The organism is Marispirochaeta aestuarii, from assembly GCF_002087085.1.
In the GTDB taxonomy this organism is placed as follows: Bacteria; Spirochaetota; Spirochaetia; order JC444; family Marispirochaetaceae; genus Marispirochaeta; species Marispirochaeta aestuarii.
The window spans coordinates 189,764-209,390 of sequence record NZ_MWQY01000004.1 but is presented as its reverse complement, the minus strand read 5'-3'; the positions used below and the strand labels follow the sequence as shown (position 1 = coordinate 209,390).

Here is a 19,627-nt window from a genome sequence, read left to right as displayed (position 1 = left end):
ACCCCCCCATTTATGAAGGGTCCTTACGGTTCCACTATCTATTCCATATAGGAAAGAATTTCATCAACGTTGGTAACTTTCCATTGTGTCTTGAATAATTCTTCAACTGCCGGACGAGCTTTCTCCATAAAGGCTTCTTTATCAACTTCTATCGGTGTCATACCGCCATCTATAAGTTTATTGAGTTTTTCTCTGTCTGCTTTCAGTGCATATTCGGCACCTGCCTGCACCGCCTCTTCAGCAGCTTTTTCCACGATAGCTCTTTTATCATCTTCCAGGGACTCCAGAAACCTGTTGCTTATGAGAAACATTGCTACAGAGACATTATGACCTGTGAACATTAAATAATCCTGTACTTCCTGATACTTATACGAAAGCATCTGAGATGGAGGGCCTTCGGCGCAATCGACTACACCGGTCTGCAGCGAAGTGAAGAGTTCGGGCAGGTTTATTGGAGTCGGAAGAAAACCGATTGCTTTCCAGGTATTGACCATTGAAGGAAGTTGGGGGGTTCGAATTTTCAATCCTCTGCCGTCTTCAGGGACCCTGATAGGTTTATTTGCAGAGAGATGGCGCATTCCTCTCAGATACACGCCCATACTTCTCAAGTTGTTATCGAGTAAGATATCTTTGATTTCATCCCCCAGTTTGCCGTCCCAAACATTCTTGAAATGGTTAAAGTCCTTGAATACATAAATTCCGTCGAAAAAACCGTAATCCTGGGTAAACATTGTTACAGGAAGAAGCCCGCTAGTTACTGCGTGAGCATCTCCCAATTTAACAGCCTGAACAGTCTCCTTTTCTCCTCCCATTGATCCGCTGTGAAAGACCTCTGCAGTTATTGTTCCCTCGCTGTACTTTTCAACGCGTTCAGCGAATTCCATAGCGGTTACATACGATTCATCCCCGGGCGGATAGGCTGTATAAATCTTCATGTTGACTGGGCCGGCTTCTTTTGCCCCCTCCGCAAAGAGGGCGGCTGCCAGAACAAGAACAATCATCAACGTGCCAATCTTCCTACCAGATAATGACATTTCACACCTCCATTTATTGTGTTAATTTTACTCTAAACCCGTAAATGTAAAATGTCAACAAAAAAACGTTTTGTTGTGAGAACGATTCTCACCAACGGTCTGTTCACTTTCTGGTAGAGATTTCGAAAGCGGTGAATGCTAATAGCTTGTTTGTTTTAATGTTTTTCGATGGAAAGAAAGTTTTTCAAATCCTGTTTCTGTAATAAGGTAATTATCCTCAATCCTCATGTATCCAATATCGTTGTTATAGAGTCCGGGTTCCAGAGTAATAACGGCTCCCTGCGGAACTGTTTCGTCGCAATTCAGAACAAAAAAGGGTCGTTCAGGATGTTTGAGTCCGATTCCGTGACCTGCATGGCTTATGTAATATTTATCAATTTTATTTTTTCTGAAAAACAATAAAAAACTGTCGTAGATAACTTTCCCTGGAATATCCGGGCATAGAAGCTTTTCCGTGTGTCTTAAGCTTTCCTGTAAAATATCTGAATATTCCTGTTGAGAATTTGTCGGGAGAGAGTTCACGCATATCGTTCTTGCAATATCAGCCCTGTATCCATTCACATAGGGCGAGAAATCGATTATCAGCAGATCCCCGGTTTGCACTGCTCTTTGCCGAGGAAATCCGGATACCCTGTAATCTGAAACCAGATCGCCTACTGGTGACGTTTGTTCCTTGTGTATTGAAATAAATTCTTTATAAAGCGATCCGAAAATTTCCCATTCAGACATTCCGGCCTTTGCTGAATCAGCGACAATATCCATTGTTCTGGAAGCATTTCCTGCTATCCTGCGGATTTCAGCTATTTCATCAGGATATTTCCGAACTCTCATCTGGTTCAATTCACGGGAGATATCAGTTAGCAGTATACCTCTGTCTTCCACTGCCTTTTGTATGATTCCTGGTAATGAAACCAACTCAGCTGCGATCTTTTTTGGTCTGAATTTATCCAACCATAATGAAAATTCCCTAACCACGACCTCCTTTCTATTAAATACCGGATATTTTTTTCCATACCAGCGTGAGCTGATAATAGTTTCCGCGTATGAGGTCGACGCCGATTCGAATAGTGAATCATCAGTAAAAACTATGCGTTCATTTTCGTTAAAGACAAACAGGTTGAGACTGTTCTGATTTGTGCTGTTCTGTTCTATCCACAAATTATTGAAATACAGCAAATACGGGGGGTCTGTTATTAGTATCAGATCACATTTTTCGGGCAGAAATCTTATCAGGTCATTTTGACGTTGAAGGCAGCCCTCTCTGCTTAACATATATATCCCTGTTTGATATTCAGATCACTGGATATTATTTTCCAGTTCAATAAACAATTTACGCGGATCCTTCTTTCTGATGGCATCAAGTATACGGACGTGTGCTTCGTAGCTTTCGAAGAGTGTCTCATGTTGATACTCTTTCATCATCATTACACGATACGCTCCGGATCGCCACATTTCATCCACATGGGTGTCATTATATTTTTTCAACATGTATTCGTGAAATCGGACATCGGCTTCCCATACTCCGGCAGTATCATTTTCAATGCTTGCTTTCTTCTGACCATCAAGAATGGTTTCCAGTTCTGCAATATCTTCTTCTGTAAAATCGTCGAGAAGTGATTGTATTACGAATTTCTCTATCATCAGGCGAATTTCAATTATGAGTTTTCGAACTTCCGGCCTAAGTGGTTCAGCCACTTTGTAGCCAGCTTTTCCGCGTGGGGATATCAGGCCATATCTTGAAAGTTCTTTAAGAGCTTCACGTACGGGACCCCGGCTTACTCCAAATCTCTCCGAAATTGATTCTTCCTTGAGTTCTGCTCCTGGAGTCAGCGTTTCGTTTACAATTTCAACTCGCAATTTTGCAAAGATCTGCTCTGCAATTGTTCGAAAAACAATCTTGCCCATATATGACTACTATATGTTAACTAAAAACATTTGACAATATAAAAATTCCGTATAACATAAGTATATGAATAAAATCGATGAAATATGCACATCATACTACAGAGTTCCCCTTGAAGAGGTCCTGGTCGATGCGATGCATGGAGACCATACCCACTTTGAGCTGGTAGTTGTAGACATTATCTGTTCTGATGGATTATCAGGATGTGGTTATACGTATACAGGTGGATACGGCGGTAAAGCTATTGTCCAGGTAATTGAGCATGATCTGAAACCTTTTTTACTGCAGAAAGATCCTGACTGCATAGAATATTTATGGAATAAAATGAACTGGAGGATTCATTACGTTGGTCGGGGAGGTATTGCGGGCTTTGCAATTTCTGCCATCGATATCGGACTCTGGGACATCAGGGGGAAAAAAGCCGGGCTCCCTTTGTGGAAAATGGCTGGAGGAAGAGGCCGTACTGTCAGAGCGTATGCTGGAGGAATAGACTTACACTATCCCATCGAAAGGCTTCTCAGTAATACCCGCAATTATCTTCAACATGGTTTTCATGGGATCAAAATAAAAGTCGGCCAGAACAGATTGGCAGAGGATGTTGAACGTGCTGCTGCAGTCCGCGAGCTGATAGGCAGTGAAAAAAAACTCATGATCGATGCAAATATGAGATGGAGTGCTGCAGAAGCTGTCAGGGCGGCACGCGCCATGAAAGATCTGGACATTTTCTGGCTGGAGGAGCCTACAATACCGGAAGACTTCAGTGCATATAATCTTATACGAAAAGAGGGCGGTATCCCGGTAGCCATGGGTGAGAACCTGCATACAATATATGAATTTAAGGATGCATTCAGTATAGGTCGAATTGACTTTCCACAACCGGATGCATCGAATATCGGAGGAATAACAGGGTGGTTAAAAATCGCCTGTCTCGCTGAAGCATCTAATTTACCGGTTTGTTCCCATGGTATGCAGGAACTGCATGTAAGTCTGCTTGCCGGTACTGTGAATGGAGGGTACATGGAAGTCCATAGTTTCCCCATAGATAAGTATACAACATGTCCGGTAGAATTAAACGAGAACGGAGAAGCCGTCGCTCCTGATGTTCCTGGTACCGGAGTTGATTTTAACCGTGAGATTCTGAACGCATATAAAGACCCTCAATAAATAATCGGACTAATCAATCATTTTCTCCCATCCCGATTCCTTCCCGCAGGAGTTCCTTCAGTAACCGTATTCGCTTCCCCGGGGCAAAGGTTCTCAGGATTCCCGCCGCATGGTGGAGCAGCACGGGCAGCCGACCTTTCAGATTGACTCCGGCTATCCTGCCGATTCCGTATCCGCTGGCCAGAGGGATAAGGTAGCCGTAGTAACGGGGCCGGTACGGGCGCAATGGTTTTCCCTCAATGTGGCGCAGGATGTTTCCGGCGGCGGAACTTCCCTGCTGAATCGCCAGGTAGCTTGCCATGGGAAGGCCGGCATCCCCTTCGCCGAAATGGGCAATGTCCCCTGCCGCCCAGGAGCGCTCCCCGATTCGTCCGTACTGGTCCACCCGCACCCTTCCGGCAGGGTCAAGGTCGACCTCTTGTGTCCATAACTCCCCGGGAAAACTCACGCCCGCATTCCAGATAACAAGGGCTCTGTCCAGGGTCCGGCCATTGGAAAGTCTGACCCCGTCTTCGCTGAATCCGTTAAGGGTTGTGGAGGTCAGAATCGAGATACCGAGTTTTTGCAGCTGGTGCTCAAGATAGCTGCGTGCTCCGGGGGCGACTCCGGCAAGGATGGTCTCTCCCTTTTCGATGACAAGGATCTCAGGTTCTCTGTCTGTCTTACGGGCCCTGCGCCGCAGCTGGGATGCCGTTTCGAGCCCGGTGTAACCGCCGCCCACCAGAACCACGCTGTCCGGGTTCTCCGAGTGGTATGCTGCAAGCAGGTCCTCTATGCCGGCGGTGCTGCGTACGGTATAGCTTTTTTCGGCGGCTGTTTTGTCGCCGTGGAAATCTGTGGTACCCCCCGGGCAGATAAGAAGGTAGTCAAACTCGAATTGCTCCCCCTCGGCATAAAAACGGCATTGCCGGGGATCCACGGAACTGACCCGGACCTGATGAAAGGTGAAGCCGTATTTCTCCGCCAGAAAGGAGTACGCGCCGGTCATCGACTCAAGGGAGTAACGGCCGCCCAGTAAATCCGGCAGAAGGGGGAGAAACTCGAAGGCGGGTCTCGGGTCGAAGAGATGGACCTCCTGTCCCCGACCTGAAAGTTTGCGGGCTGCTTCGGTCCCCGCAAATCCGCCGCCGATAATCGCTATGCGTTTTCCCATTTCATGCATCTCCTGGAGTGAGCCGGACTGCTCTGCTTTACCGGGATCTGCCCCGGCTGAAGCCGTGTATATATATGCGACCGGGAAAGGTCTTTCCTGTAGAGAAGAATTCAGGATTTCTGGTTTCAGTGATCAGACGATGCAGATCTTCGGGGGTAAATCCCCGTCGGATGGACAATTTGCCGTCGTAGCGGGCAAAGCTTTTGTACAGAAAAAGGAGGGCAAAGATTTCGTAGCCCAGGTACGAAAGACGGGAACGACACAGGTCGTTCATAAGGAATGCGATTTCGGTTTTCTCCTCCACCAGGTCGAGTATCTGCGGGATCTGTGAATCGGAAAAGTGGTGAAGAAAATGGTTGGAGAAGATAAAATCAAAACGGGGCATCCGGGAAATATCGAAAACCGAAGCCTGGAACAGCTCAATATTCTCCCGTTTCTTTATAACGCTGCGGGCGTACCCGGCAATCCGGGGATCATTATCCAGGCAGCTTATCCGGATCGGGATGCCCTTTTTTTTACTGTAATCCGCAAGCCAGAGGGCGGTGTCGCAGCCGCCGGCTCCGATGTCGAGGAAGGTGTAGGGCTTCATACGCCCCGGCTCCATCCGGGAGACGAGCTTACGTTTTATGAGGCGGCGGGAAGCGGAGAAGAGCAGATTTATCAGCCGGAACTGGCGGACGGTCCTGATAAGCAATTTCTTACTGCATTCCGGATCGTCCATCAGCTCCGGTTTTGTTTCCCGACGGGGAAAGGTCAAAAGCGGCATAGGCTATGGCCGGGAAATCTTGCGCATGAAACCGGTTTCCACGGTGAGGCCGGGACCGAAGGCAATGGCCAGAACATTTCCTTCCCGGCTGTCGGCAAGGATTCGCTGCAGGACAAACATGATGGTTACCGAACTCATGTTGCCGTAGTCCCGGAGGACCTCGTAGGAAACGCTGAGTTCCTCGGGGTCGAGCTGCAGGGCCTCCTCTATTTTTTCGAGTATGGCCTTTCCGCCGGGGTGCACCGCCCATATGTCGATATCCCCGTGGCGGCGCCCGCTTTTTTTGAGGATCCCTTTCAGGATATCGTCCAGGTTCTCGTTGATTATCCTGGGCACATAGGCGGAGAGCTTCATTGTGAACCCTGTATTTCCCACCCGCCATGCCATATCTTCCTCGCTGTCGGGAAGGATCTGGGAGTTGAAGGAGTCGAAGGCCAGTACAGCTGTGTCCGCTTCCGGCGGGTCCGTGACAATCAGCGCCGCGGAGGCCCCGTCGGCAAATATGGCATTGGCAACCATGGTATCCAGATCGTCCCGCTGCTGAAAGTGTACGGAACAGAGCTCCACGTTTACCATCAGAACGCGGGCCCCCGGCTCGGCTTTACAGATTGAATGGGCCAGGGACATCCCGGTCAGGGCAGCGTAGCAGCCCATAAACCCGATATGGTAACGTCTGGTTGCCGCAGGCAGCTCAAGTTCCCGGGCCAGGTGGAAATCGAAGCCCGGGGCGGAAAAGCCGGTGCAGCTTATGGTTATAAGGTGGGTAATGTCGTGGGTGTCTTTTTTCCCGAGCCGTGCAAAGAGGTCCTCAACAGCCAGCGCAGAAAGCCGGTTGGCTTCCCGGATAAAGAGGTCGTTTCTCTCTTGCGTGGTGGGTTCAGGTTTCAGGCTTTGTGTGGGCGGAAAAAAGCTGTAATCCGCCGGATCGCGGCCGTAATCGGCGATGACGGAATGACGTTTTTCGATGGCGCTTCCGGCATAGATGCGGCGCATGAACTTTTTCTGCCGTTCCGTGGTTCCCTCGATTCCCAGATTGAACTCCAGGGCAAAATCCTGGGAATAGGAATAGTCCGGAACGGCGGTACCGATTCCCAGAAGATACGCGCCCTGCTTATTGTTTGACTCCTGCATGGGATAAAAGTACTATCTTCACCAGGCAAGGGAAATAAAAACAGGAGAATAAAGAACAGCCTATGAACGAGAAACGGCGATTCCGGCAGCGTCTGAAGGATTTTGATCTCACCCTGCCCGAAAGCAAGAAGGAGTATAACCGCATGCTCTTTACTCCCGTTGCACAGGTTTATTCCGGTATTACGCGGGTGCTCTCCTTCGGACGGGATGCGGCCTGGAAGCGGAAGCTGATTTCGCTGCTTCCGGAGATCCCTGAGCCACGCATTCTGGACCTTGCCTGCGGACCGGGGGATCTCAGTTTTCTGCTCGCCCTGCGGTATCCTTCCGCCCGAATAGAGGGGATCGACCTGAATACCGATATGCTGGACCGGGCGGCTTCGAACCTTGCACGTATGCCCGGGAATATACAGGAAAGGATCCATTTTTTCCCGGGAGACATGAACGAACTTCCCTTCAACGACGGGGAATTCGATATTGTCAGCGGAGGTTACGCCCTGCGGAACTCCCCCGACCTGGGGCGCAGCCTGGCGGAGGTACACCGCATGTTGAAGCCCGGGGGATACGCCGCGTTTCTCGATTTCTCCAGATCGAGCCGGAAACATACGGGGAGGCTGCAGCTTGGTCTTCTGTCATTCTGGGGGCGTCTCTGGGGCCGGGTATATCATGGGAATCCCGAGGTCTACGGGTATATCGCAGAGAGCCTTAAGAGTTTTCCGGATCAGGCTGAGTTTTTACGCCTCCTTGAGGGTTTCGGTTTTTCTCCGGTCCATTACCTGCCGCGAATGTTCGGAATGCTGAGAATCACGGTGATCAGAAAGAACTGATACCCTTTAGCGCCAGCATGGCGTAATGTTTCGAGAGGCTGTGTTTAAAAGGGCTTGCAAGGAGCAGTGTAAGTATCCCGTTCCGCAGGGCTGAGGCGATACTGCCCTGTATGGTCCCTGTTTTCATGGAGAGTACCGCCCGTCCTGCGGCTGTTACGGCGGCCTTCCGGCGACGGCGGGAGTAGCTGCGAAGAAGTCCGGCGCTGTATCCACCTTCCAGCATGGAAGCGAGTATTCCTGCTGCATGCTCCGCGTCCCCGAAGCCTGTATTCATTCCCTGGCCGCCGATGGGGGGAATCGTATGGGCTGCGTCGCCGAGAAAGAGAAGCCTCCCCCGATAAAAAACCGGCATGACCCGGCTGTATATTCTGAACGGGCTCGTCCACTCCCTGTCTGCCGGGTCAAGGGCGAAGCCTGAACGCTGGAATACAGAATTTTCCAGGTAATCAGGGTCGGGATCCTCCATATAAAAAGGCGTCTGAACCACCCAGCGCCGGAACTCCCCGGGAAGGGGAAAGGATTCCACCGATCCTGAAGGGGTAAAAAAGAGATGTGCCTCTCTCTCCAGGCCGGATCGGTCCCGGTAGTCTCCCATCAGGAAGGTGTCGGAATATTCACGCCCGGGCATGTCGATGCCGGATAGCTGCCGCAGGCTCGAGCGGAAGCCGTCGCAGGCGCAGAGGTAGTCAGCGTCAATATCCAGGGTCCCGCCCGTTTCTGTACGCACCCTGGCGCTTATGTGGTCCCCATGATCGCTGTATTCGATGCACTCATGGTTCTGCAGGAACTGGATACCTGGAAAGGATTCAAGCGTCCGCCGCAGGATCTCTTCGGTCCTCCGCTGGGGAAAGGAAAGTATGAACCGGTATGGTCCGGGGAGGGCGGAAAAGGAGAGGTGCCCGATTCTGTCCTTTTTTCCATGGACATGGGCATCTGTAATCCTGACCCCCTCCGAGATAAAGGTCTCTTCAAGTCCGAGCTGCGCCAGAATGCGAAGGGAAGGGGGGGTAATCCCGATGGCCTTGGAATGCCGGGAAGCTTCGCTCCGTTTTTCCACCAGCAGGGTATCGATCTTTTTCTGTCCCAGCAGGTTGGCAAGCAAAAGGCCAACGGGGCCGGCTCCCACGATCAGGATCTTTGTTCGCATAACGATAAGTATACACGAAAAAAACGCCGGGGCTGAAGATTCATTCTTCCAGCCCCGGCGGTGTTCAGGTTTTCTAACTGACCTTTGACCTATTCGTCAAAAGCCATGCCGGGTTTCCACTCCTTCCAGACATTGCCTACAAGGTCGGGAGAGGGTTTAAGGGTTTTCTTTCCGGGTTTCCATCCCGATGGGGTAGCCTCGGTCCCTTTCTTTTCCCGTACCAGTTGGAAGGCCTGGATCTGCCGCAGGGTTTCCGAAACGTTCCGACCCACTGGGGGAGTAAGGACTTCAAAGCCCTGGATATTGCCGTCGGGATCGATCAGGAAGCGCCCTCGGGTGTTTACTCCGGCAGCTTCATCGTAGACTCCATAGGCAGTACCTATAGCCCCGCCTCCATCGGAAAGCATGGGGAAGGGTACGCCGCCTTCTACCATTTTTGAAAGTTCATGATCATTCCACATTTTATGAACATAGATACTGTCCACACTCATGGAGAGGACAGTTACGCCGAGCTTCTCGAACTCAGCATGCTTTTCGGCGACCGCCGAAATTTCTGTTGCTCAAACAAAGGTAAAGTCGCCTGGGTAAAAACACAGGACGACCCACTTTCCGATATACTCGGAGAGCTTAACCTCGATGAACTTGCCTTTGTGATACGCGGCGGCTGAAAAATCAGGCGCCTTCTGTCCGACTTTGATCATAGGCTTTTTTTCCTCCTGTACTGTCTGTTCGCCGGAGGCCGCTTTTGCGGATTCTCCGCCGACGGGTCCGCTCTTTGGTCGCTGACAACCCGGTTTGAATTCTTCAGGCATTTCTGCCTCCTCCCTCTTGCTCCCGCGCCGGAATGCCCGGAACAGAGAGACAAGAACTAAGTTTTGTTCTTTCTTTATTGTAATCATTCTCAATAATAAAGCAAGGAATTTTTTGAGAATAATTATTAGTTTCCTTGACAGCATTATAGTGAGTTACTAAAATCTTTTCGGAAGTTGATAAGATCTGGTGGTCTTCGCGGTCTTCAAAACCGTTGGGCGTGTAGAAGCGTCGGGAGGTTCGATTCCTCCCTCTTCCGAAAGGGAATATGAAAAAACATCAGCTTGCAGCGCTCCCCCAGATCGAAACACTCCTGCAGGATCCCGGGGTAGAAAAGTATATTGAAAACCTGGGAAGACCCGTGGTAGCAGAGCTCGCCCGTAGCGTTGTGGACGGTGTCCGGCGTTCGGTACTGAAGGGCGACAGTGAGGTTCCCCCTTTTTCTGAAGTCCTGGAGAGGCTTCTTGCGGAATGCGGAGTAATCGGAAAAGAAAAGCTACAGAAGGTGATAAACGCCACAGGAATCATCATCCACACCAATATGGGGCGGGCTCCCATTCTGCGGGAGGTATGGCGGGAAGCGGAGGAGATCAACTGCTCGTACTCCAATCTGGAATTCGACCTGAAAACCGGCAAGCGGGGTAAAAGAAAGGGGCTGATCCCTCTGCTGGTTTCACGGCTGGTGGGGTCGGAGGACGCCTTGATCGTAAACAATAACGCTGCGGCGGTTTTTCTTATCCTGCAGACCTTTGCCCGGGACCGGGAGGTCATTGTAAACCGGGGAGAGCAGGTGCAGATCGGGGGTGGATTCAGGATCCCGGAGATTCTTCAGCAATCCGGCGCCCGCCTCGTGGAGATCGGCACAACGAACATCAGTACCCGGGAGGATTACCTCTCGGCCTTTTCCGATGAGACCGCGATGATTCTGTCGGTTCACCGTTCCAATTTCGCCATTCGCGGGTTTACCGACTCCCCGACAGTCAGGGAACTTGCCCGGATCAGGCCGGATACGGTCCTTCTCTGCGTGGACCAGGGGTCCGGGGTCATTGACGAAGCGCTGCCCGGCGAGATATCCGTCCGGACCCATCTGCATGACGGTGCGGATCTGGTCTGCTTTTCCGGCGACAAGGTTCTGGGCGGCCCCCAGGCGGGGATTATTGTCGGAAGGAAGGTGCTGATCGCGAAGCTGGAGCGGCACCCCCTTATGCGGGTCTTCCGGCCCGGAAAGGCGGTCTACTCCCTCCTGGAGGCCGGCTTGGTCCGGCGTCTGAACGGTCAGAACAGCATGGTTGCCGAGACCCTCGTTCTGAGTATGCGGGAACTGAAGAGCCGGGGACGGAAGATTCTCCAGGGCATCGACCGGAGCAAAGCCTCCGTTGTTGAATCCACCCTTACAAGCGGAGGCGGCTCGGCTCCTGATGAGAGCTTTCCATCCCTGTCGGTACAGATCAATATCGGACGGAAGGCGGACACAATTCTCAGGGCTCTGCGGAACGCCGATCCCCCCATCATCGGGATAATCTCCGAAGACAGGGTCCAGCTGAACCTGGCGACTATTCAGCCGGAGGATATTCCCCGCATCCGGGCGGAGCTGCAGAATCTACTGGGAGGATAGTCCGTGCACATAATAGGAACCGCCGGTCATGTGGATCACGGCAAAACGGCACTTATACAGGCCCTTACGGGAATCAACGCCGACAGACTTCCGGAGGAAAAAAAACGGGGAATGACCATTGACCTGGGATTCGCCCATTTCGAGACCCCCGAAGGCGAAGCGGTGGGAGTCATCGACGTCCCCGGGCACGAGCGCTTTATCCGGAACATGGTCGCCGGCGCCTGGAGCCTCTCCTGCGCCGTACTGGTGGTTGCCGGGAACGAGGGCTGGATGCAGCAGACCGACGACCACGCCCGGGTGCTCGAGGCAATGGGCATTGGGGAGGTCATCTGTGCCCTTACCAAGGTCGATACAATTGACGATGAGTTCCGCGAGCTGGTGAGCGAACTGGTTCAGGAGAATCTGGTTCGCATCTTCAGGAAAGAGATCAGCATAATTCCCGTATCCTCCCTGACCGGTGAAGGGATCGATACCCTGCGCGCTGCTCTGGTGGAGGTTCTCCGCAGGATGCCCGCGTCCAAAACGGGGGGCTCCGCGTTTTTTCACGTGGACAGGGTATTTACCATAAAGGGATCGGGTACGGTCGTAACCGGGTCCCTGGCGGGGGGCGAGCTCTCCGAAGGGGATGAGATCAGCATTCTGCCCGGAGGTCTCACGGCGAAAATACGGGGCATTCAATCCTATTACAGTTCCCTGAAGACGGCGTACCCTGTTTCCCGGGTTGCCTGCAACCTTCAGGGCATAAAAAAGGAAGAGGTATCCCGGGGATGTGTCGCCGCCAGGGACCCGGCGGACTTCAGCTGCGAGAGGGAGTTCATTATTCAGTGGGAGGCCCTGGATGAAAGCCGCAGGGCCATTCGAAATCATATGGAGCTGGAGATCGCCAGCGGTACGGGCCACTATATCGGCACCATACATTTCCTGAAGACTGAAGGTTTTGCCAGGATTGTACTGAATGAAAAGATCCCGGTTGGCAGTTTCGATCCCTGTCTGTTTATCCAGCAGGGGGGGTATCACATACTGGGAAAGGGTCGTTTTATATGGGCGGGAGAGACGGACCGGCATTTCAGAATCCGGCTTGCCGAAATTCTGAAGGACTATCCCGTTCCGGAGGCGATAAGTGATGAGGCCGTTCTGCGCTTCATGCTGAAGGGCTGGTTTACCTATGCTTCCGGGGCACAAAAGCGGACAATAAAACAGTTTGCCGCAACCCGGTCCCTGAAAACACGGGAAGTTCAGAGCACGGTGGTTCTGGAAGACTTTCTTCTGAAGGAGGCCGACAGGCTGACCCGGCTCTGCTCGAAACCCGGCGGTGCAGGAAAGGCCGAGTATCTTCAATCCGGGGATATTCCCCTGGAGATCAAGGAATATCTTATCGACCGGGGATTGACCACCTACAGAATTGTACAGAAGGACCGTATACTGATCTCACCGGAACAGCTTGACGGGGATTACGGCCTGTCTCCCCTGGCAAAAAAGATCATGAATATGCTGGAGAAACAGAAAAATGCGGGACTGCAGCTGAAGGAGATACCGGACCCCGGAGCACGATCGGAACTGCGCAACCTGGCGCGTATGGAGAAAGTCGTGGCCCTGGAGGGGGATATCTATTTCAGCAGGGAGAGCTTCGACGCCCTGGCCCGGGTTATACTCGAAGGGCTCGATGCGGGAACATCCTTCTCCATCCCCGAAGCAAAGGAAAAGACCGGTCTTACCCGGAGATACATGATTCCCTTTTTAAACAAGATGGAAGAAAAAGGTCTGGTAAGACGCGACGGGGACAGCCGGGTTGTGTGCTGAAATCCTCATTTTAGGGGGTGACCTCGATCCCTGATCCTTCCACCACCTCCCCGATTACCCTGCAGAAGCTTCCGGTCTTTTGAAAGGCGGCAAGGACCTCCTGTATCTTCCCCGCAGGGACCGCCGCCAGCAGGCCGCCGGAGGTTTCCGGTGTAAACATGAGGTGGCGCATCTCTTCTTCTATTGAAGCCGCGAAACTGATGTGCTCTTCATAGGCGCGTTTGTTCTTTCCGGTTCCCCCGGGAAAGAGCCATTCGTCGGCGTATTCCATGGAGCCATCCAGAAAGGGCAGGGAAGATGCGGACAGCTGTATCCTCACTCCGCTCTTTTCCGCTATTTCGAAGGTGTGACCCAGCAGCGCGAAACCGGTAATATCTGTACAGCCCTTTATTTCATGGTCCACCAGGATTCTCGCGGCGTCTTTATTCAGTTTCATCATGCTGCGGACTGCTTCTTCGACGTGGAGGGTATCGGCCTTCCGGCTTTTCGCCGCGGTGGTAATAATGCCTGAACCAAGGGCCTTGGTGAGGATTAGCCTGTCCCCGGGGCGAGCTCCGCCCTTGGTCATGATTGCATCAGGATGGGCGAATCCCATGACCGACAGCCCGTACTTGGGTTCCCGGTCGTCTACGGTATGGCCCCCTGCGAGGATTCCGCCGGCCTCTTTGACCTTTTCCGCGCCTCCCCGCATGATTTCCGTGATTATTCCTTCGTCCATCTCCGCCGGGAAGGCGCAGATATTCAGGGCCACCGCGACCTCGCCTCCCATGGCGTAGATATCGCTCATGGCGTTTGCCGCTGCAACGGCGCCGTAGCTGTAGGGGTCGTCCACCACGGGGGTAAAGAAATCCACCGTAAGGATGGCCGCCTTGTCCTCCCCCAGGCGGTACACGGCGGCATCGTCACTGATTTCGAGTCCTATGATCAAGTTGTCGTTCTCCATATCAGAGAACATTCCGGCTAATGGCTGCAGCACCTGCGCCAGGGAGGATGACCCCCTCTTGGCCGCTCAACCGGCAGCGGCAGTCATGGATGTGAGCCGTATCTCCTTCAGCGACATTGAAACTCCTTTGGATTCTTCCTGGAACTCAGGGTAAATGATTTCCTGTCCAATTACAATCCTGCTTATTATCTTGATATACTTATGTTTTGATAGTATTATGTGTGCACATATACCACATAGAGGGGATGCTATGAATATAACCCTTTCTGCAGACGAAGAACTGATACGAAAGGCCCGGGAATACGCTAAACGGCACAATTCCACCCTGAATAATATAATACGCCGGCATCTTGAACATATAACCAACGAAATGGATGCTCTCTCGGCTGCCCGGGAGTTCGAGTCAATATGCTCTGACTATGCCGGGGAATCTCCTCCTGATTACCATTTCAACCGGGAAGAAGAGTACAGGAGATAAGGGATACTCCATGGCCAAGTTCTTCATTGATACGAATATTCTGGTATATGCAAACGATAAACGGGACCCTGACAAGCAGAGACAGGCGGTGGATCTGATTTCCGGTCTTATGAAAAGCGGGGAAGGAGTCATCTCTACACAGGTCCTGCAGGAGTACGCTAATGTGGCGGTGGGAAAACTCGGGCAGTCAGAGGAGGTTGTTTTACGGCAACTGCATCTTCTTGAAAAGATTGAGCTTGTTACTCAATCTTCTTCAATGATAAGAAGGGCGGTAGAAATACGGAAGACCTATGGTATAAACTTCTGGGATGCATGTATTGTCAGTAACGCAGAATCTGCCGAATGCGATGCCATCTATTCCGAGGATCTCAACACCGGGCAGTTCTATTCGGGTATACGGATAATCAATCCTTTTGTGGAATAAATCAGGAAATACGGGAAACAGGAATGCAGGCGACCTCCAGTAAAAAGTACGTCGGGCTTCTGTCCGGGGTACTGTGTATCAGTTTTTCAGCGATTTTCGTCAAGCTCGCCGCGGTGGACTCCACGGTCAGCGCCTTTTATCGCTGTTTTTACTCATCGATTTTTCTCTTCGGTATTGCCCTCGTCCGGGGGGAACTGCGGGGCGCATCCTGGCGCTGGCTGGTTCCGGCCCTCTGGGGAGGGCTCGCCCTTGCGGCGGATCTGATAATATGGCACAAGACCATTCTGTACATCGGCGCGGGGCCTGCCACCATTATGGCCAACAGCCAGGTCATTTTTGTGACCATCTTCGGCTTCTTCTTTTTCAAGGAGCGTATTTCTCCCTGGTTTCCGCTGCTCATCCCCTTTATTTTTCTGGGCCTTTTTCTTACGATCCCGACCATCCAGGTCCTGGTCTCTCCGGGGATCGGATTCTTTCTCGGGATTCTCGTGGGGATTGCTTACTCCGGTTATCTGCTGGGTCTGCGCTTTGCGAAGATGAAGGCCGGGAAAGGCTACCCCGAGATCCTCTCCCTGGCGGTGTTCATGGCGGTGACCGGTGCGTTCGTGGGTACCTACGGTGCCGTTGTTGAACAGGTCGATTTTATCGTTAGCTCCTGGAGGAGTCAGCTCTTCCTGGTCCTGATGGCCCTGCTCTCCCAGAGTATGGGATGGATCCTGATAAAAACCAACATAACCCGGCTTCCCTCCCACCGGGGGAGCCTGCTGCTCTTGATACAGCCCATGCTGACCATGCTCTGGGGTTTCCTGCTTCTGGGAGAGCCCCTGGGACCCGTACAGATTTTGGGAATGGTTCTGGCTCTGGGCCTGATTGCCCTGTATCAGCTCCGGCTGGCGCCGGAGGATTAGCAGACGGGGAGGTCTGATCTGAAATCGAAGGCGGAACGACATGAGGGCACATCAGGAAAACGAGGTATCTGGATATCTTTTTCCCTTATCCTGCTTGTTTCCCTGGCTCCGCTTTTATTTTCCGCAAAGGTTTTTTTCGCCGGAGACGTACCGGCGCGTGCTTCAGTAGCGGAGTTAACCGCTCACCTTGACGATCGAATAAGCGCAATCATGCGGGACTATGAGGTCCCGGGATTCGCGCTGGTACTGCTGCAGAAGGGCGAGCCCGTCTGGAGCAGAGCCTATGGTTTTGCGGACCTGAAAACCGGTCGCAGATTAACCCTGGACACCTGGTTCCGCATGGAATCCATTTCAAAGTCGGTAACGGCCTGGGGAGTAATGAAGCTTGCGGAACAGGGGCGTATAGACCTCGATGCTTCTGTCCGGAACTATATTGCATCCTGGACCATACCGGAGAGTAATTTTAATGAGGAAAAGGTAAGCGTTCGCAGGCTGTTAAACGGCAGTTCCGGAATGCCTCTTGGTACTATCGGAAATACCTATGAGCCGACGGCGGAGAACATACCGACACTGAAGGAAATTCTTAACAAAGACGCGCATCTTTTTCAGGGACCGGGTTCGACGTTCTCCTATTCCAATACGGCATTCAACATTCTTGAACTCCTTATAGAGGAGGTAAGCGGACACGATTTTTCCAGCTACATGAAGCGGGAGATCCTTGATCCGCTGGGTATGACTTCCGCCAGCTTCGAATGGAGCGAGACCTTTTATCCGCCTGCTGCAAAAGGATACGGACTGCAGGGAGAAGAGTTTCCGGTTTACATATATCCTGACCGGGCTGCGGGTGGACTATTTGGTACTGCCCATGACGTGGCAAAGTTCGCGGCTGCGGGAATGACAGGTTTTTCGTCGAGGTACGAGGGGGTTCTCGATACCGGGAGTATCGAGGAGATGTACGCTCCTGAATCGTCGATGTCCGGTTACTACAAATTTGTTTTTGACGGATACGGTCTGGGACATTTTATTGAATTTCTGTCCGATTCCAACGACCCGGAAAAAATTTTCAAGGTCGTATCCCACGGTGGGCAGGGTTCGGGCTGGATGACCGACTTTCACGCCATTCCCGAAACCGGAGACGGCATTGTCCTTCTTTCCAATAGTCAGCGGGTGTGGCCCGGTTTCGCCTGTATCCTGAAGGACTGGACGAGCTGGCTCGGGCTTTCCCCAGCGGGAATGGGGATTATTGTGGAGCTGCAGAAGGCGGTCTGGGGTATGATTACCCTGCTGCTGTTTCTGGTATCCTGGCGTACATGGACAATTATCCGAGAGACTGTTTCGGGCATCCGCAGTTTCGGTTTTAGAGGAGAAGGCCGCCGGCTGATCCGGCTCGTACAATTCCTGTTTGCCGCAGTCCTTGTCGGAATCTATATCCGGATACAAAGCCTGGATTACTGGTTTGTCGATTCGGTGTTACCCATAGCCTCCCCCTGGCTGGATTTCCTGCTTCTGGCGGTCTCCGCCGTTCTGTCTGCCGCCGCCGTACTGCCACGTTCCGCTGGCCCTGCAGCCGGCGGGGCGGAGGCCCGATTGAACAGGTCTTTCTGGTACCGGGATAAAAAAACATCGATCCAAGGAGAAGAATCAATGAGATATATCAATACAAACAAGGCCCCTGCCGCTGTCGGTCCCTATTCCCAGGCTGTTCTCAGCGGGAACACCCTGTATGTCTCAGGACAGATCCCCTTTGTTCCCGATACCATGACACTGGTAAGCGAGAAGGTGGAAGAGCAGGCAAAACAGTCCCTTGCCAACATTCAGGCTATTATCGAGGCTGGGGGATTTGTGCTTACCGACGTGGTAAAATGCACTGTATTCCTCACCGATATGAATGACTTTGCTGCGGTAAATACAGTCTACGCTGACTTCTTCGGCGATCATAAACCTGCGCGCTGTGCCGTGGAGGTTTCCCGTCTGCCGAAGGGTGCACAAGTAGAAATCGATGCAGTTTGTGAAAAAAATTGAAAAAAAGTGTTATTTTCCATAGAAACAGCAGAATTCCGACTTTCGTGCTTCCCGGAACATCCTGTATACTATGCCCGTTGTGTCGGCCGCTTCGGCCGATTGCTTCGTAAAAGAGTATTACAGAGGGGTCTATGGAAGAAGAAAAATTGGAGTTTCGTGGCGGGTGGGGGATGGCCTTTATTCCCCTGGCAATCTTCTTTGTTTTTTGTGTGCTTCTGTTTCTGGTGTTCCTGTCCTATGATATGCATGCCCTGGCCATGGGGGGATTCCTGGGGCTGATCATCGGCGGGCTCTTTGTAAAGAATTACAGCGCCTACTGGAAGAGCGTATTTTCCGGAATTGCCTCCACCAATTCGGTTACCATTATCGTAATCCTGTTTATCATCGGTATGTTCTCCCAGATGATGAAAGACAGCAATGCCTCGGAGGGATTCGTCTGGCTGGCCCAGAGAATGAACCTGACCGGCGGAACTTTTGTGGCCTTTGTCTTTTTTTCCTGCTGTGTCATTTCCACAGCCACCGGATCATCTATAGGAACAATGTTCGCCGCATATCCAATATTCTTTACCGCCGGTACGGTGCTGGGGGCCAATCCGGCTTTTCTTGCCGGAGCCATTACCTCGGGCTGTATCTTTGGCGACAATCTCGCTCCCATCTCGGATACCACCATTGCCTCCGCCGCCACTCAGCAGTTCAAGAACGGCGAGCCTGCGGATATTGCGGGGGTTGTGGCCTCCAGATTCAGATATTCTCTTGTGGCCGGTTTGATCGCCATCGTTCTTTTTGCTCTCCTTGGAGGAGGTGGAGAAATCGCTTCCGACATCGAGACCATGGGCGACCCCCTGCGCCTTGTAATGCTGATTCCGGTTGTGGGACTGCTGTATACGGCGGTTAAAACCAGGGACCTGTTCAAGGCGATTACCGTGGGTCTTGTGGTCGGTACAATCACCGGGCTTGCCTCGGGGATCTTTAGCCTGGAGAGCCTCTTTGCCTCCTCGGGAGAGCTGGGGAACCATGTTTCAGGGTTTCTGCCCACCGGCGTATCCAGCATGATGTCCACGGTTACCCTGGTTATTTCCGTCTTCGGTATTATGGGAGTTCTGGAGGCCGCCGGCGCAATCGACCGGATGGTGGCGGCAATCCTGAAATCCAGCCTTGCCAAAACCGACCGGGGTACTGAGCTGGCAATCACCATCGGCTCCTGTGTAACCTGCATGATTTTCGGCGGTGTTACCAGTGCGGCGATCCTTACCTTCGGCCCGGTGGTGAATGAAATCGGTTCCAGGAAAGGGCTTCACCCTTATCGGCGGGCAAACCTGCTGGACGGTTTCGTGAACACGATTCCCGTGGTCCTTCCATTCTTAAGCGTGTTTGTCTTTATATCTGTGGCGCTTTCCGGGCTGGATCCCGTGAGCATAGCGAAGGGTATGATCTATCCGGTCATATTGTTCTTCGTTCTGCTCTTTGCCGTACTGTCAGGCTGGGGCAGACAGCACGAGTAGGGC

The 19,627-nt window shown here is 52.1% G+C and carries 18 protein-coding genes and 1 tRNA gene; 10 read left to right on the top strand and 9 right to left on the bottom strand.

Annotation, left to right across the window (positions count from 1 at the left end; genetic code table 11):
• Positions 1-38: 38 nt before the first annotated feature.
• The 3 genes from B4O97_RS05155 to B4O97_RS05145 all read right to left on the bottom strand — a co-directional run bounded on the left by B4O97_RS05155 (position 39) and on the right by B4O97_RS05145 (position 2,939).
• Positions 39-1,001: a TRAP transporter substrate-binding protein gene (locus B4O97_RS05155; RefSeq protein ID WP_158084165.1), complete on the bottom strand. Its 963-nt coding sequence runs from the start codon at positions 999-1,001 to the stop codon at positions 39-41.
• A 171-nt stretch (positions 1,002-1,172) separates the two neighbouring features.
• The gene (locus B4O97_RS05150) at positions 1,173-2,306 is read right to left on the bottom strand and encodes a M24 family metallopeptidase (RefSeq protein WP_083048922.1); all 1,134 of its coding nucleotides are present in this window, start codon (positions 2,304-2,306) and stop codon (positions 1,173-1,175) included.
• Positions 2,307-2,330: 24 nt separating this feature from the next.
• Positions 2,331-2,939: a GntR family transcriptional regulator gene (locus tag B4O97_RS05145; protein ID WP_083048920.1), complete on the bottom strand. Its 609-nt coding sequence runs from the start codon at positions 2,937-2,939 to the stop codon at positions 2,331-2,333.
• A gap of 64 nt (positions 2,940-3,003) precedes the next feature.
• Between B4O97_RS05145 and B4O97_RS05140 the strand changes: the two genes are divergently transcribed.
• A complete protein-coding gene (locus B4O97_RS05140) occupies positions 3,004-4,101 on the top strand; it encodes a mandelate racemase/muconate lactonizing enzyme family protein (RefSeq protein WP_083048919.1) in 1,098 nt (365 codons plus the stop codon).
• A gap of 13 nt (positions 4,102-4,114) precedes the next feature.
• On the opposite strand, the gene B4O97_RS05135 is transcribed toward B4O97_RS05140, so the two are convergent.
• The 3 genes from B4O97_RS05135 to B4O97_RS05125 are packed head-to-tail and all read right to left on the bottom strand — an operon-like array spanning position 4,115 to position 7,151.
• Entirely contained in the window at positions 4,115-5,254 is a 1,140-nt protein-coding gene (locus tag B4O97_RS05135; RefSeq protein ID WP_158084164.1) for an NAD(P)/FAD-dependent oxidoreductase, read from the bottom strand.
• Positions 5,255-5,291: 37 nt separating this feature from the next.
• Positions 5,292-5,975, bottom strand: a complete 684-nt coding sequence (locus B4O97_RS05130; protein WP_158084163.1) for a methyltransferase domain-containing protein — start codon at positions 5,973-5,975, stop codon at positions 5,292-5,294.
• A 48-nt stretch (positions 5,976-6,023) separates the two neighbouring features.
• A complete protein-coding gene (locus B4O97_RS05125) occupies positions 6,024-7,151 on the bottom strand; it encodes a type III polyketide synthase (protein ID WP_083048914.1) in 1,128 nt (375 codons plus the stop codon).
• A gap of 62 nt (positions 7,152-7,213) precedes the next feature.
• Between B4O97_RS05125 and B4O97_RS05120 the strand changes: the two genes are divergently transcribed.
• Positions 7,214-7,975: a class I SAM-dependent methyltransferase gene (locus B4O97_RS05120; protein WP_083048913.1), complete on the top strand. Its 762-nt coding sequence runs from the start codon at positions 7,214-7,216 to the stop codon at positions 7,973-7,975.
• On the opposite strand, the gene B4O97_RS05115 is transcribed toward B4O97_RS05120, so the two are convergent.
• Positions 7,962-9,122, bottom strand: a complete 1,161-nt coding sequence (locus tag B4O97_RS05115) for an FAD-dependent oxidoreductase (protein ID WP_083048911.1) — start codon at positions 9,120-9,122, stop codon at positions 7,962-7,964. The genes B4O97_RS05120 and B4O97_RS05115 overlap by 14 nt on opposite strands.
• Positions 9,123-9,211: 89 nt before the next feature.
• Positions 9,212-9,934: a thioredoxin-dependent peroxiredoxin gene (gene prxU, locus B4O97_RS19610; RefSeq protein ID WP_083048910.1), complete on the bottom strand. Its 723-nt coding sequence runs from the start codon at positions 9,932-9,934 to the stop codon at positions 9,212-9,214.
• Between the two features lie 169 nt (positions 9,935-10,103).
• On the opposite strand from prxU, the gene B4O97_RS05105 reads away from it, so the two are divergent.
• The 3 genes from B4O97_RS05105 (at position 10,104) to selB (ending at position 13,347) form a co-directional block, all read left to right on the top strand.
• A tRNA-Sec gene (locus tag B4O97_RS05105) sits at positions 10,104-10,192 on the top strand.
• Between the two features lie 8 nt (positions 10,193-10,200).
• The gene (selA, locus tag B4O97_RS05100) at positions 10,201-11,547 is read left to right on the top strand and encodes an L-seryl-tRNA(Sec) selenium transferase (RefSeq protein ID WP_083048908.1); all 1,347 of its coding nucleotides are present in this window, start codon (positions 10,201-10,203) and stop codon (positions 11,545-11,547) included.
• A gap of 3 nt (positions 11,548-11,550) precedes the next feature.
• The gene (gene selB / locus B4O97_RS05095) at positions 11,551-13,347 is read left to right on the top strand and encodes a selenocysteine-specific translation elongation factor (RefSeq protein ID WP_083048906.1); all 1,797 of its coding nucleotides are present in this window, start codon (positions 11,551-11,553) and stop codon (positions 13,345-13,347) included.
• A gap of 10 nt (positions 13,348-13,357) precedes the next feature.
• Here the strand turns inward: selB and selD are convergent, their stop codons facing one another.
• Positions 13,358-14,407, bottom strand: a complete 1,050-nt coding sequence (gene selD / locus B4O97_RS05090) for a selenide, water dikinase SelD (protein ID WP_083048905.1) — start codon at positions 14,405-14,407, stop codon at positions 13,358-13,360.
• A 133-nt stretch (positions 14,408-14,540) separates the two neighbouring features.
• On the opposite strand from selD, the gene B4O97_RS05085 reads away from it, so the two are divergent.
• The 5 genes from B4O97_RS05085 to B4O97_RS05065 all read left to right on the top strand — a co-directional run bounded on the left by B4O97_RS05085 (position 14,541) and on the right by B4O97_RS05065 (position 19,624).
• Positions 14,541-14,768 carry a DUF6364 family protein gene (locus B4O97_RS05085; RefSeq protein WP_083048903.1) on the top strand — a complete coding sequence of 76 codons (228 nt, stop codon included), beginning with the start codon at positions 14,541-14,543 and terminating at the stop codon, positions 14,766-14,768.
• Between the two features lie 10 nt (positions 14,769-14,778).
• Entirely contained in the window at positions 14,779-15,192 is a 414-nt protein-coding gene (locus B4O97_RS05080) for a PIN domain-containing protein (RefSeq protein ID WP_158084162.1), read from the top strand.
• A 23-nt stretch (positions 15,193-15,215) separates the two neighbouring features.
• Positions 15,216-16,100 carry a DMT family transporter gene (locus B4O97_RS05075; protein WP_158084161.1) on the top strand — a complete coding sequence of 295 codons (885 nt, stop codon included), beginning with the start codon at positions 15,216-15,218 and terminating at the stop codon, positions 16,098-16,100.
• 18 nt (positions 16,101-16,118) lie between these two features.
• Positions 16,119-18,122, top strand: a complete 2,004-nt coding sequence (locus tag B4O97_RS19875; RefSeq protein ID WP_332889453.1) for a Rid family detoxifying hydrolase — start codon at positions 16,119-16,121, stop codon at positions 18,120-18,122.
• A gap of 131 nt (positions 18,123-18,253) precedes the next feature.
• Positions 18,254-19,624, top strand: coding sequence for a Na+/H+ antiporter NhaC family protein (locus tag B4O97_RS05065; protein ID WP_083048896.1), 1,371 nt, complete (start codon positions 18,254-18,256; stop codon positions 19,622-19,624).
• The last annotated feature ends 3 nt before the right edge of the window (positions 19,625-19,627 follow it).